This window comes from Arthrobacter sp. P1_C12_2, from assembly GCF_056406415.1.
On the sequence record NZ_JBFUAF010000004.1, the window covers coordinates 218,733 to 231,490 of the forward strand.

A 12,758-nucleotide genomic window follows, 5' to 3' on the forward strand; every position below is an offset into this window, starting at 1 on the left:
CCTGTGGACTGAAGTGGTGCCGTGGCGCTGCCGTCTCAGCGGCAGCAGCCTCCGCGCGGAGCTGCGCGATCCGCAACTTCAGAAAAGTGTTCAGCCGGAACACGGTTCGCGCCAGAACGAATACCGCCGCCACGGGAAAGGCCCAGTAGAGAGCCGCGACTAACAGACCAAGATCCAATTTCAAACCCCCAGAGTTGATGCCGCGTTCGCGACTCAGCGCAGCATGGATGCTCCAGTGGTGATCGACATAGTCAATTTCAGCTGCGGATGCGCGACCGTCGTCCAGGAGTGTTCACTCGGTCAGTTCGGCCAGCACTTGGGCCGCGTCCGTATTCCCCGCAGCTGCCAGACGCCGAAGCTCTTCGAGATCTTCCTTCTCAGCGGCGAGTTCAACCAGCTGATCCTCAGCGTCTTTGCTGCCGCCGTCGGCGAGATGCCGCAGCTCCTCGAAGTCTTCCCGCTCCGCGGCCAGCTCGATGAGCTCTCCGATGGCGTCGTTGTCACCTCGGGCAGCCCTTTCCCGGAGTGCTGAAAGATCATAATCCGACATTGCGTGGACCTTTCCAAGAAAACGGTTCTGCTAGGCCCCGCCGGGGCCGCCGAGGTCGATTTGGCTCGTCATGATCCGGGTGAGAGACAGGACTGCTAGTGCAGAGTACCGCGCTGAAAGAATTGGCCGGAAGACTCTCTTGCTGTTTCTGAGATCGACTAACGCTGGAGCAACTGAATGAAGCATGGACGGAAATGTATGAAATCGTGCACGCGCCATGGTCACCCACTGGGTCGCGCACGACACTCCTCGCTGAATTCCGCCCCATGATCCAGAAAGAGCTGGACCCGTCCCGAAGCGTGTTCGTCGTCAGGAACGACCGGATAGCTGCGGCGTGCTTTGTCTTCGGTACGGACCGGGATCCGGAAGTGGAGGCGATATGCGAATCCCTGGACCCGGCAAACCGCTTGGCGCGCCCCGACGTCGCCGCATCCATGGCAGAAGTTCTGGTGAACGCGGGCAGTACCCCGGTCTTGTTTGACGGACACATCACCGACCCACACTTCTTTCCGGCTCTCCAACGCATTCCGGCTGTTACAGGGAAGGAGTTGGAACTCCTCGAAATCCCAGCGCCACGTCCGCTCGTGACCGAGCGATGAATTGGGTCTCGCCGCAGGAGCCGATTCGTGCTGTGATGTCTGCCAAGAGTTCTAAGGGCTAGCTCCATTACGGAGATGCGGAGGAGGAGCCGTGAGGGAAACGCCTCAACTCCGCCCGCCCAAGAGGTGGCCCTGGGCGGTGGCCATTGGGCTGGTGATCGCGGTCGACGCCATACTTCTCGGCTTTCGGACAGGCGAGTGCATCGACTACACGGCGGAATCCGGCGCCGTCAGCACCTGCACGAGCGGGCCGACCTTTGGCCACGCGGGCACGTGGCTCCTCGCCGCAGCCAGCATCCTTGTCATCGGCTACCTTGCCCGCCGCTTTGCGCGCGCCGCACGGCAAGGGTGGCCCCAGTTGATAGATTCTGGACCATGAGCACTCTGGATTTCAGCGTCAGGGCCGCGACGGAGCACGACGCTGCACGGCTGGCCGAGGTCCACATCGCGGCCTGGCGGGCCACGTACCGCGGCATCATGACCGATGACTACCTTGACGGTCTCGACGTCGGACGCGCATCGTCCGCCTGGCGCCGAAACATCCTTGAGCCCAGGGAAGGGACGCACCACCTCGTCGTCCAAAGCGGCGATGACGTTGTGGGCTTCGCCATCCTCGGCCCTGCTACCGGCGACTCGGATCTGGGAACCGGTCAGCTGCACGCGATCAATGTGCATCCGGACAACTGGGCGCAGGGCGTGGGCTCCGTCCTGTTTGCGGCTGCCGAGGAAAAGTTCATCGAACTCGGCTACGGCCGGGCATTTCTCTGGGTGGAAAAAAGCAACGATCGGGCCATCAGCTTCTACACCAACCGCCGTTGGCTCGACGACGGCGGGACCCTGGAAGACACCAGATACTCTCCGGCTGTGGCCGAGAAACGCCACAGCCGGGTCCTCCCTGCCGCGCGGTAGCCGTGGGACTCCCGTCGTCAGGCTCCCGTCCAGCGCCGCAGCGTGCTGTTGAGCAGTCCGACCAGCACGGACGTCCACCAGCAGGTTTGAGAAATGCACAAGGCCGCGAGCAAGCGCGCCCGTAGCCCGGCTGCCATGGCTGTGAACAATGTTTCCGGCGGCAGTTGGTGCAGTTGCTTCATGGTTTTGGTCAGGACCAGCCCGTTGCGCATGAGGACCAGGATGCTGACGAGTTTGATTTGCGTCGGCGGGCTGGAGAGATCGGGGTGCAGCAGCGCCCTGGAGATGAGCAGGATGGCCAACCCGCCCCAGATCAGCGGCTGCGCGGCGGAATCGAGTCGACGGGTGTCGTGGACGTCGCGGCGGCCAAGGAGCCAGAGCAGGCTGACCCAGTCGAGCACCAGGATGGCACCGAAGGAATCTCAATGATGTTGTCAACGGTTTTGACGTTACCCCTCTGGTGCCCCGGCCGGTTCCTGGCCGGGGCACCAGAGGGGATCCAGGTCGCCCAGCCAGGATAGGGTCCGGTCCTCCCAGTTTGGTGATCCCGGTGATCTCGGCTTTGGGATTCGGTGCCTTCGGCGACCAGTTCAGCATCGATTTTCCGGTCGAAGGCGACCATGCCCGCGTGCGACGGCACGCACCATGCGCAGGCCACTGCGCCGCACATAGCGTGCGACTACTGCCCTCCATCAAGAAAACCCCTCGATGAGATCTATGTTGAAGCGGGCCACCTTCACTACCACAGCCAGGCCGGTGGGTTTAGACTGACCACCCACGGGACCCTTGAACTGCTCGTACTGGTCGGTTCGGTCGGTCCGGGTAGGGGCCTCCGTGTACAAACGGAAGGACGACTGTGGAGTCTGAGGACAACAAAGCGCTCGTGCAGCGCTTCTACGCAGAGATCGACGCCGGGAACATCGATGCGATGGACGATCTGGTCGCTGAGGACTATCTTGACCACAACCCGCCATTTCCCGGACTTCCGGCCGGACGGGAAGGCCTGAAACAGGCCTTCCGCATATTCTGGAAGGCGACGCCAGGGCGGCACGAGATCGAAGACCAGATCGCCGAAGCGGACAAGGTGGTGACCAGGTTAACGGCCTACGGTCGACACGAGGGGGAGCTCCCCGGACCCCTGCCTCCCACAGGTGCCGACCTGCGGGAAACCGGAGTGGCCATCCACCGAGTCGAAAATGGAAAGATCGCCGAGCATTGGTCAGACCGGGACGACCTCGGGCTGATGCGGCAGCTCGGCGTGATCCAGATACCCGGGGACTGACCCGGCATCCACGTACTGTTCATGGCTGCCGGCACAGCCCGCGTCCTGTCATCGGCCAGCGCGATGATCGCAGCTCATACGGTCATGGGAGCTTCGCGTGGCCTATGGCGGGGCGAGTTCTCCTCCGTTTTCCGGCGGACGCGAACTGATCGCGGTATTCCCCTGCAGGGACGACCACACGTGGCTCAGGAACCGGGTACCGGAGGCGGACCGCGGCGGGCTGGTCGAAGTGGCCTGAAAATGCGCCGCACCTGCTGAGCCTCGCTGAGTAAGCTGCACCCTGACATCACAGCGCCGTCGAAGACAGAAACCGCCCGCAGCTGTCTGAGAGCTGGCGCAGCACGCGTCAGACCGTCCCCGGAGGGTTTGCGGGGCGCGGGGCGGCTCAGGCAGCCAGGCGGGCTGCCGGCGCGGGGACCGGAGAGTAGGTGGTGCCGTCGCGGAGCATGGCCCAGAGGACGTTGAGGCGGCGTCTGGCGAGGGAGAGCATGGCCTGGATGTGGGTCTTACCTTCGGCGCGTTTTCGGTCGTAGTAGGCCCGGGAGGGGGGCAGCTCTTGAGGGCCGAGAGGCCGGAGAGGTAGAAAACGCGCAGGAGCCGACGGTCATAGCGCCGCGGGCGGTGGTGGTTGCCGGTGATCCTCCCGGAGTCGCGGGGCACGGGGGCGAGTCCGGCGACGCCGGCGAAACGGTCCGCGGTTTCAAAGATCGTGAGGTCTCCGCCGGTGGCGCCGAGGAATTCCGCGGCGAGGACGGGTCCGAAGCCGGGCATGCTGAGCAGGGTCCGGGTGTGCCGGTGTTCGTTGACCTCCTGACTGATCAGCGCGTCAAGGTCGGCCAGTTCTTTGTCGAGGGTGAGGATTTCCTGTGCGAGGGCGGCGACGATCAGCTCCCCGAGGTGTTGGGCCGGGACGGTGGTGCGCTGGGATTTCGCGGCGTCGACGGAGGTCTGGGCGACCGCGGCGGAGGAGCGGGTGCCGTGTTTCTTCAGCCAAGTCTGCAGCCGTGTCTGGCCGGAGCGGCGGATCCCGTCTGGAGTCCGGTGTATGGTGAGCAGCAGCAGGGCTGCTTTGGAGCGGCTGTAGTCAAGGCCCGCTCCAGCGCCGGGAAGTATTCCAGCAGCTGTGCTTGGAGGCGGTTGATCGCCCGGACCCGGTCCGCGGATTTATCGGCCCGCCGGGCGGTGAGGATCCGCAGCCCGGTGCTGATCTCATCCCCTGCCCGCAGCGGCTGCAGGTCCTTGCGCATCCTGGCCTGGTCGGCGATGACGGCAGCGTCTTTCGCGTCCGTTTTGCCTTCCCCGCGGTAGAGCTTGGAGGCGTGGTGGACGATCCGGCCGGGGATGTAGAGGATGTTTTGGCCGTGGGCGACGAGGATGGCGATGAACAGCGCCGGCCCGCCGTGGTTCAGGTCCGTTGCCCAGACCACCTCATCCCCGTCGCCGAGTTTGAGAACGTTGGCGATGAGCCCGAGCAGGGCTGGTTCGTCGTTTGGGATTTTCTGCGAGAGCCGACGGTTTCCGTCGGCGTCGATCACGACGCAGTGGTGCGGATGGGTGAAATCCCAGCAGATAACCGCGCCGTCGTGTCCTTATCCGGCGATCATGTCGCGTCTCTCAATCAGCGGTCGGGTCATCGCGGGGCGGCGGGCGGCCAATCCTTCGGAGCCGTCACGACGTGAGCCGGCCGGCCACAGCAACAAAGCCATTCCCGCCTCCCCCGGGTAGCCGCGACCCTACAACGGCCACGGAACCACCCGACAACAACATAAGGACAGCACAAGGGCCAGGATGTGGGCCCCGAGGGCGACCCGGTGGATCTCCGGCCCGGGATCGAGGAACCCGCCGATCAGCACGGACGCCAGCCACGCGGCCGAACACCCCAGGGACAGCAGCACGAGTTTCAGGGCGGACCTGCCTGTCAGCCTGCCGGGYCCGCTGRTGCTGGGTCCCGGATGTCCCGTGCCGTGGGGTGGGCCCGGCGCCTCCGTTCCGGGCGGGCGGCCGGCATCGGTGACGGCCGCCGTCATGCGAAGAGACCTTCGCCGATGAAGCCTCCCGCCCTGGTTCCCGGCGGAACCGCGAACAGGCCCGAGCCCGTGTGCTTGAGGTATTCCAGGGCCAGCGTGTCCTCCTTCGCCATGGCCAGCTGCATGGGCACATAGTGGGTCCTGGGGTCCGTGACGAACGCGATGAAGAACAGTCCGGCGTCGAGGTGACCCAGGCCGTCCGAGCCGTCGGTGTAGTTGTAGCCGCGCCGGAGCATCTTGACGCCGTCGTTCTGGCTCGAGTGCGCGAGCCTGACGTGGGCGTCCAGCGGGATGAGTGGTTCCCCACTGCGCCCTTGGATCTCGAAGTCGGGGGCGGTGAATTCCTCGCCGCCGGAGAGCGGGGCCCCTGCGCCCTTGGTGCGCCCGATCAGGGCTTCCTGTTCCCGCAGCGAGGTGCGGTCCCAGATTTCGATGTGCATCCGGATCCGGCGCGCCACGAGGTACGTGCCGCCGGCCATCCAGGCCTCTCCCGGGCGTGTTCCCGGGCCGGCCCACACGTGTTCCTCGAGCAGGGCAGTGTCCTCGGCCTTGAGGTTGTTGGTCCCGTCCTTGAAGCCGAAGAGGTTCCGCGGGGTGGTCTGGGACCGCGATGTGGAGGACGTCCGGCCAAAGCCCAGTTGGGACCAGCGGACGCGGGTCTGCCCGAATCCGATGCGGGCGAGGTTGCGGATCGCGTGGACTGCCACCTGGGGGTCATCCGCGCAGGCCTGCACCACGATGTCGCCGCCGGTGCGTCCGGGCTGGAGGTCGTCGCCGGGGAAGTGCGGCAGGTCGATCAGGGCGTCCGGATCCCGCCCCTCGAGTCCGAAGCGGGCCTTGCCGTCCTTCTCGAACAGGCCGGGACCGAACCCGAACGTGAGGGTGAGCTTGCCGGCCCCCAGGTCCAGGGCCTCGCCCGTGTCCTCTGGCGGGGCGTCGTAGGGGCCGTCGACGGCGCCGGTGCTGCCCGTGCTGCGTCCCGCGGTCATCGCCGCGGCGGCGGCGGTCCAGTCCTTCAGGAGCCGGATGAGCTCTGCACGGTCCTCCGTGACGACGTCGAAGGCTGCAATGTGAAGGCGGTCCTGGGCCGGCGTGACGATGCCGGCCTGGCGGTCACCGTGGAAGGGGATGATGTCGCCCGGCGGTGCCAGCGGCGCGGCGGCTGGCACCACGGCGTCGTGGCTGAGGAAGCCCGCCGCCAGCCCGGCGACGGCCCCCGCGCCGCCGGCTCCTGCGAGGGACAGGAGACCGCGGCGGGACAGCCGGCCCTTTCCCGGACCGGAGGCTGCCGGCGGTGCGGGCGGGGGAGCGGCTCCCGGTGCCATGGCTGATTCCGGTGCGCCAGCTGATTCCGGGGTTCCGCCGTCGGGCGTCTGGCCGGGGCTGCCGCCGAAGGGGCAGCCGCTCACAGGACTACTGCCGAAGTGAGCTTGGCGAGCGGCTCGCCCAGGGCATCAACCAGGGAGGCGAGCTGCTGGACCTGGGCCTGGCTGAGGTCGTTGTAGTACGCGAAGCCGGCGCCGGTGGAGTGCTGCTTGAGCCCGGCCTGCAAGGCTGCAAACTTGGCCTCGAGCGCTTCGGCCAGGGCCGGGTCCTTTTGCTGCAGCACAGGCTTCAGGCTTTCGAAGGCGATCCGGGCTCCGTCAACGTTCGCCTGGAAGTCCCAGAGATCGGTGTGGGACCAGATTTCTTCCTCCCCGGTGACCTTGCCGGTGGCTACTTCGTCCAGGAGTTCCTTGGCGCCGTTGCCGATCTTGTCCGCGGTGAGTTCCACGGTGCGGGTCCGCTGGGCCAGGTCCCCGGTGTCGGCGACGAGCTGCGTGGCGATGGCGGCGCGCTCCGCCGGTGTGAGGGGGGTGTAGCCGGCCGGCGGGAACAGGTCTTTCTCGGCCCGGTGCCAGCCGGTCCATTCCTGGCCGGGTTCGAGGTCGGCTTCACGGGCATCGAGCTTGGGGTCGAGGTCCCCGAACGACTCGGCGACCGGCTCGATGCGTTCCCAGTGCATGCGGGTGTCGGCATAGAGCCGGCGGGCCTTCACCGCGTCCCCGGCAGCGTAAGCCTCCGCGAACGCCTTCGTGCCGTTCACCAACTGACCGGTCTGATCCTTCACATAGGCGGAGTACTGCCGGGTGCCGGTGTCCAGCAGATTCTGAAGATTGGCGTCGACGGCGGCGCTACTGCCGGAGTCCGTGACCTGGATCGGCCCGTCGGCCGCGCCCGGGGTCCTTGTGTTGTCCATGCAGCCGGCAAGGGCCAGCGGAACGGCGGTTGCTGCGGCCAACCAGGCAAGCGTCTTCCGGAACCGGGGAGCGGTTTTGGGCAGGGGGATGCTGGGCATGGGGGAATTCCTTGGGTCGGTGGGGCGGAACAGTGCGGTGCTGGGGAACGGAAGTGGGGGTGCGGGACCGCGTGGGCTTCCCTCGGCAACATCGCCGATGCCAGCCTTACTTAGGCGCACCTAAGTAAGGAGAATACCGATCCGCGGCGATTACGCAAACCTTTCGTACCCTAATTTGGTTTAGGTAAGCCTAATCTAATAACATGGTCCGGGTGACCACGCAGCTTGATTTCATGCGGGTGCCCTTTGCCGCCGATCTTGCGAGCTACGGGGACAGCCCTGCCATCCTCACCGACACCCTGGCAATGACGTACCGGGAGCTGGCGGAGCGGGTCGATGCCTTCGCCCTCCGTCTTGGCACCACGCGGCGCCTTGTGGCGCTCGCCGCAGCCAACGATCTCGACTCTCTTGTGGTCTATCTGGCGGCCCTGGCCGGCGGCCACCCGCTGATCCTCTTGCCGGAGGACAAACCGGCCGCCCTGGAATCCCTCGTTGCGGCTTACGACCCCGACGTCGTTGTCCGGGCCGGCAACGGGCAGATCCGGCTGGACGAACGCCGCGCCGGCACCCGCCACGAGCTTCACCCGGACCTGGCCCTCCTGCTCAGCACATCCGGATCCACGGGCTCACCCAAACTCGTCCGGCTCTCGCACGCGAACCTGCAGTCCAATGCCGAGTCGATTGCCGAGTACCTGAACATCGGGCCCGACGACCGTGCCGTGACGACGCTGCCGACGTCCTACTGTTACGGGCTGTCCGTGATCAACAGCCACCTGCTCCGCGGCGCCGGACTGGTCCTGACCCAGCTTTCCGTCGTTGATCCGTGTTTCTGGGAGCTTTTCCGACGCCGAGGGGCGACGTCCTTCGCGGCCGTTCCGTACACCTTTGAACTGCTGGAACGGGTCGGGTTCGCGGACATGGATCTGCCCAGCCTGCGCTACGTCACCCAGGCCGGGGGCCGGCTGGGGCCGGACTCGGTGCGGAAATACGCCGAACTGGGCCGCCGCAGCGGCTGGGAATTTTTCGTGATGTACGGCCAGACGGAGGCGACGGCCCGGATGGCGTACCTGCCTCCGGAGCTGGCGGCCGACGTCCCGGGCGCCGTGGGCATCCCGGTGCCCGGCGGCTCGTTCCGGATCGACCCCGTGCCGGGGCTGGAACACGGCGAACTCGTCTACAGCGGCCCCAACGTCATGCTCGGCTATGCCGACTGCCCGGAGGACCTCGCCGCGGGCCGGACCGTTACGGAGCTCCGCACCGGCGACCTCGCCCGGCTGCACCCGGCGGGCGTCTACGAAGTGGTGGGCCGACGCAGCCGGTTCGTCAAGATCGTGGGGCTGCGCGTTGACCTGGGACAGGTGGAGCGGCTCCTGGCGGACCTCGGGGTGCAGGCTGCCAGCGCCGGGACGGACGACGGCGTCGTCGTCGCCGTTGAAGGCGACCACGACGCGCACCTGCTGGGCAAGGTCCTCGCCCAGGGCATGGGGCTGCCGCGTGCTGCCCTCGAGGTCCACGCCGTCGAGCGACTCCCGCGCCTGGCCACGGGCAAACTGGACTACCAGGCCGTCCTGGCCCTGCGCGCGCCGAAACCAGGGCCAGCACCCGCACCCGCAGCGGTTTCGGACGCGCCGGACAGTGTCCGGAAGATCTTCCAGGACGCGCTGGAGTGCGCCGACATCGCGGACACCGACACGTTCGTGTCCCTGGGCGGGGACTCACTGTCCTACGTGGCCGCGTCGGTGCGGCTGGAACAGGCCTTGGGCCATCTTCCTTCGGACTGGCACGTGACTCCGGTCCGGGACCTGGAGCCGCGGCCCCGCACTGCTCCGGTCCGGAAGCGCCGACGGTTCTTCGCGCCGGTCGAAACGAGCATCGTGCTGCGGGCCGTGGGGATCGTCCTGATTGTCAGCACGCACGTCGGCCTGTTCAGCTGGCAGGGGGCGGCCCACGTGCTCATGGCGGTGGCCGGTTACAACTTCGCACGCTTCCAGCTCTCCGGGAAACGGGTCCCGCGGCTGCGGCGGCAGCTGGCCAGCGCGGCAAGAATCGTGGTGCCCAGCATGGCGTTCATCGCGGTGGCGTACCTGATCACCGACAACTACGCGCCCGCCAATATCGTGCTGCTCAACGCCATCCTCGGGCCGGAGGCGGTGAGCACCCAGTGGCACTTCTGGTTCATCGAAATTCTCGTCTACCTGCTTCTCGCGGCGACGGCGCTGCTGGCCATTCCGTGGGCGGATCGCGCCGAGCGACGCTTCCCCCTGCTCTTTCCGCTGGCGTTGACCGGTGTGGGGCTCCTGACCCGGTATGAGCTGGTGAACCCCGGAGTGCCGCACACGGCGCCTGCGCTCTGGCTCTTCGCGCTGGGTTGGGCTATCGCACGGTCCCGGACCATCGCCCAGCGTTGCATGGTCTCGGCCATTGCAGTCCTGACCGTTCCGGGATTCTTCGAGAACCAGGGCCGGGAGGCCACGCTCCTCGCCGGAATCCTGCTGCTCATCTGGCTCCCCAGCATTCCGGTGCCCAGGGGCCTCCGCCGCCTCATGGTGGTGCTCGCCAGCGCCTCCCTCTACGCGTATCTGGTCCACTGGGTGGTTTATCCGCCGCTGGCCGGGATCAGCCCCGCGTTGGCCGTAGCAGTCTCGCTCGCCGTGGGCGTGGCCTACTGGGCGCTCTGCATGCGGGTGATGGGCTCAGTCAGCCGGCGGCGGGCAAGCGCCGCCGGGCGCTCTTCGCGCGTTCGCAGCCGGCATCAAGCGAGGTTCCTGCCCAGGAACGCGACGACGTCCGGGAGGACGGAGCGCCAGTAGCCGCTGTCGTGGCCGCCAGCCTGGAAGGCTCCCTCGTGTGCCCCTGGAAGGTCTTTCACGTAGTCCTGCACGCTGAAGAGCAGGTTGTCCGCCGTGCCGCAGTCAATTCGTTTCGGCAGCTGCTCCAGCTCCGGCCGCAGGGCAAAGATGTCGTTGGCCGCAAAGTCCGCGGCGCTGTCGAAGTTGTCGGACCGGCCGGCGTCGTACAGGCTCCAGACTGCCGGGCTCATCGCGGCGACGGCGCGGAGACCGGGGACGCGGTGCTGGGAGGCCAGGAGCAGGGCGCCGAAGCCGCCCATCGAGAGGCCGAACACGGCGAGCCTGCTCGTGTCGACGCCCTGGCCGGCCAGCAGGGGGAGGAATTCCTCCACCAGCATGGACTGCGTGTCGGTTCCGGATTCCCGGCGATGCCACCACGTTTCGCCTCCGTCGATGGCAGCGATCACGAAGGGCGTCCCTCCGCGGGCCACATGCTGTGCCAGGAAGCCGCCCGCGTTCAGCTCATCAAAGACCATGCGGTGGTCCGCGCCCGTGCCATGCAGGAACAGGGCAACGGGCAACTGACCGGAAGTGCCGCCGCCGGTGGATCCCGGCACAGCCAGTGACCAGCCCGTGGGTTCCTCCGGCCGGAACCGCGAGGTGAAGCTGCCGCTGCGCATGGCGATTGGTGGGGCTGGTGGTGCCGCCTGGCTGGACGCGCCTAGGCCGGTGCACCCCGCGACCGACGCCGCCGCCACGGCGCCTGCTCCGAGCCCCAGCAGGCTGCGTCGAGAAATTCCGGGTGCTCCCATGGCCACGATCATAGGCCCGACGTGGGTGCGGTCTTCGTAGCCGTGCGGGCGACGCTGAATTTGGCCTCGATGCGCTCCGGCAACAATTCGGGTACGAATTCGGAACCGCATGACCCACCGCTACGAACGTTCCGAGAGCGTGTAGGCTCGCGGTCATCTAAAGCTGAGGGGGCGGCGTAATGAGGCATCAGAAATTATCAATGATCCTGGCGCTGGCCGGGGCTGTTTTGGTCCTGACCGGTTGTTCGGGGGACCAAGGCTTGAAGGCCTTGGATCGTCCGGCCACGGACCGCGACACTTTGCCGAGCGGCGTCGTCGTCATGGGCGGGGCCGACCAAACTATGACGGACAGTTTCCGGCTCCTGGCGGACAAGGATGGGTATTCGTATTATGTGGGCCAGAACGCGAAGGAACGTGTTTCTTGCCTGGCGGTAGTTCCTGCGGCGGATCAGCTGGCCTGGGCATCAGTTTGCGGAGACCTGTCCCAGGGGGACCACATCCTGGGGCTTGGACTAGACAATGGCCGCCTCAATGTTCGGCTGGTCGGAGACCAGGCGGACACGAAGAGGCTGGAGTCCGAAGGGGCGACCAGGATTCATCAGAACATATACCGGTAGCCGTTCAACGACCCGGTGTACCGTGGAGGCCGATGACTCTTTCTGAAGAACTTCTCATGGCGTACGACCAGCAACTCCGAACGGATGCCGAGACGCCCAGTGCCATCTCCGTTGAACGCCTGGGCCCGTTGCGCCTGGTGACCTTTGCAGGCGGTCGCGGGTTCGTGACCTATCAGGACCTCGATGGGGCTAGTGCCCGGACGATCGCTGACTGGGTGGTCGAGGCGCTCGCGTTTTACCGCAGTGATCCCGCAATCGTGCGGGTCGAGTGGAAAACCCGTGGTCACGATCATGCGCCTGGGCTCCATGACTCACTGCTCGCCAACGGATTTGAGCCTGATGAGACCGAATCGGTCATGATCGGGCCGGCCAACGCGTTGACTGTGGACGTTCAGCTCCCGCCCGGCGTCAGCTTGCGGCGGGTGAGCGCAGAACGGGACATCCGCGCCATGAGCTCAATGCAGGACGAGGTTTTCGGCGTCGACGCCTCCGACAGCAATGCCGACGCAATTCTGCGTCGCGTGGAACACGACGACGGTATGGAACTGTGGGTGGCCGAACACGAAGGGCTGATCGTGAGCGCGGGCCGCCTCGAGCCGGTGCCGGATACGGAATTCGCGGGTATCTGGGGCGGGGCTACGCGTGCAGAATGGCGCGGCCAGGGCATTTACCGGGCGCTTACCGCGGCCCGGGCCCAAGCCGCGGTAACGCTCGGTAAGAAACTCATCCACAGCGATTCAACTGAGCATTCGCGGCCGATCCTGGAACGCTATGGTTTGCTGCGGGTGTCCACAACCACCCCGTACCGCTGGCGGCGCTGACCACCCAGGCGCCG

Annotated in this window: 13 protein-coding genes and 1 pseudogene; 8 read left to right on the forward strand and 6 right to left on the reverse strand. The window is 66.6% G+C overall.

All coding sequences use genetic code 11. The annotated features are described in order from the left end of the window. Nucleotides 1–235: 235 nt before the first annotated feature. The 4 genes from AC1DZQ_RS06845 (at nt 236) to AC1DZQ_RS06860 (ending at nt 2,058) form a co-directional block, all read left to right on the forward strand. Nucleotides 236–532, forward strand: a complete 297-nt coding sequence (locus AC1DZQ_RS06845) for a hypothetical protein (RefSeq protein ID WP_476962800.1) — start codon at nt 236–238, stop codon at nt 530–532. Between the two features lie 284 nt (nt 533–816). Beyond that, nucleotides 817–1,149 carry a hypothetical protein gene (locus AC1DZQ_RS06850; protein ID WP_476962801.1) on the forward strand — a complete coding sequence of 111 codons (333 nt, stop codon included), beginning with the start codon at nt 817–819 and terminating at the stop codon, nt 1,147–1,149. Nucleotides 1,150–1,240: 91 nt separating this feature from the next. Continuing rightward, nucleotides 1,241–1,528, forward strand: a complete 288-nt coding sequence (locus AC1DZQ_RS06855) for a hypothetical protein (protein ID WP_476962802.1) — start codon at nt 1,241–1,243, stop codon at nt 1,526–1,528. Then, nucleotides 1,525–2,058 (forward strand): N-acetyltransferase family protein, encoded by a 534-nt coding sequence (locus AC1DZQ_RS06860; RefSeq protein WP_476962803.1) that lies wholly within the window; start codon nt 1,525–1,527, stop codon nt 2,056–2,058. Before AC1DZQ_RS06855 ends, AC1DZQ_RS06860 begins: the two co-directional genes overlap by 4 nt. Before the next feature lie 17 nt (nt 2,059–2,075). On the opposite strand, the gene AC1DZQ_RS06865 is transcribed toward AC1DZQ_RS06860, so the two are convergent. Beyond that, nucleotides 2,076–2,459 carry a hypothetical protein gene (locus AC1DZQ_RS06865; RefSeq protein WP_476962804.1) on the reverse strand — a complete coding sequence of 128 codons (384 nt, stop codon included), beginning with the start codon at nt 2,457–2,459 and terminating at the stop codon, nt 2,076–2,078. Nucleotides 2,460–2,914: 455 nt separating this feature from the next. Here AC1DZQ_RS06865 and AC1DZQ_RS06870 point away from each other — a divergent pair, with 455 nt between their 5' ends. Then, nucleotides 2,915–3,340, forward strand: a complete 426-nt coding sequence (locus tag AC1DZQ_RS06870) for an ester cyclase (RefSeq protein ID WP_476962805.1) — start codon at nt 2,915–2,917, stop codon at nt 3,338–3,340. A 385-nt stretch (nt 3,341–3,725) separates the two neighbouring features. On the opposite strand, the pseudogene AC1DZQ_RS06875 reads toward AC1DZQ_RS06870, so the two are convergent. The 4 genes and pseudogenes from AC1DZQ_RS06875 to efeO form a co-directional block, all read right to left on the reverse strand. Next, nucleotides 3,726–4,911, reverse strand: a pseudogene (locus tag AC1DZQ_RS06875) (IS110 family RNA-guided transposase). 162 nt (nt 4,912–5,073) lie between these two features. Then, nucleotides 5,074–5,367, reverse strand: coding sequence for a hypothetical protein (locus AC1DZQ_RS06880; RefSeq protein ID WP_476962806.1), 294 nt, complete (start codon nt 5,365–5,367; stop codon nt 5,074–5,076). Then, nucleotides 5,364–6,776, reverse strand: a complete 1,413-nt coding sequence (gene efeB, locus AC1DZQ_RS06885; RefSeq protein WP_476962807.1) for an iron uptake transporter deferrochelatase/peroxidase subunit — start codon at nt 6,774–6,776, stop codon at nt 5,364–5,366. The genes AC1DZQ_RS06880 and efeB overlap by 4 nt, the downstream gene beginning before the upstream one ends. Next, nucleotides 6,773–7,705 (reverse strand): iron uptake system protein EfeO, encoded by a 933-nt coding sequence (gene efeO, locus AC1DZQ_RS06890; protein WP_476962808.1) that lies wholly within the window; start codon nt 7,703–7,705, stop codon nt 6,773–6,775. Before efeO ends, efeB begins: the two co-directional genes overlap by 4 nt. 203 nt (nt 7,706–7,908) lie before the next feature. Here efeO and AC1DZQ_RS06895 point away from each other — a divergent pair, with 203 nt between their 5' ends. Beyond that, nucleotides 7,909–10,515 carry an AMP-binding protein gene (locus tag AC1DZQ_RS06895; RefSeq protein ID WP_476962809.1) on the forward strand — a complete coding sequence of 869 codons (2,607 nt, stop codon included), beginning with the start codon at nt 7,909–7,911 and terminating at the stop codon, nt 10,513–10,515. On the opposite strand, the gene AC1DZQ_RS06900 is transcribed toward AC1DZQ_RS06895, so the two are convergent. Then, complete coding sequence (locus tag AC1DZQ_RS06900) at nt 10,458–11,306, reverse strand: alpha/beta hydrolase (RefSeq protein WP_476962810.1); 849 nt, start codon at nt 11,304–11,306, stop codon at nt 10,458–10,460. The two genes, AC1DZQ_RS06895 and AC1DZQ_RS06900, sit on opposite strands and share 58 nt — an antisense overlap. Nucleotides 11,307–11,506: 200 nt before the next feature. On the opposite strand from AC1DZQ_RS06900, the gene AC1DZQ_RS06905 reads away from it, so the two are divergent. Together AC1DZQ_RS06905 and AC1DZQ_RS06910 are read left to right on the forward strand one after the other, a co-directional pair. Beyond that, nucleotides 11,507–11,923 carry a hypothetical protein gene (locus tag AC1DZQ_RS06905; protein ID WP_476962811.1) on the forward strand — a complete coding sequence of 139 codons (417 nt, stop codon included), beginning with the start codon at nt 11,507–11,509 and terminating at the stop codon, nt 11,921–11,923. 32 nt (nt 11,924–11,955) lie between these two features. Continuing rightward, nucleotides 11,956–12,744, forward strand: coding sequence for a GNAT family N-acetyltransferase (locus AC1DZQ_RS06910; protein ID WP_476962812.1), 789 nt, complete (start codon nt 11,956–11,958; stop codon nt 12,742–12,744). The last annotated feature ends 14 nt before the right edge of the window (nt 12,745–12,758 follow it).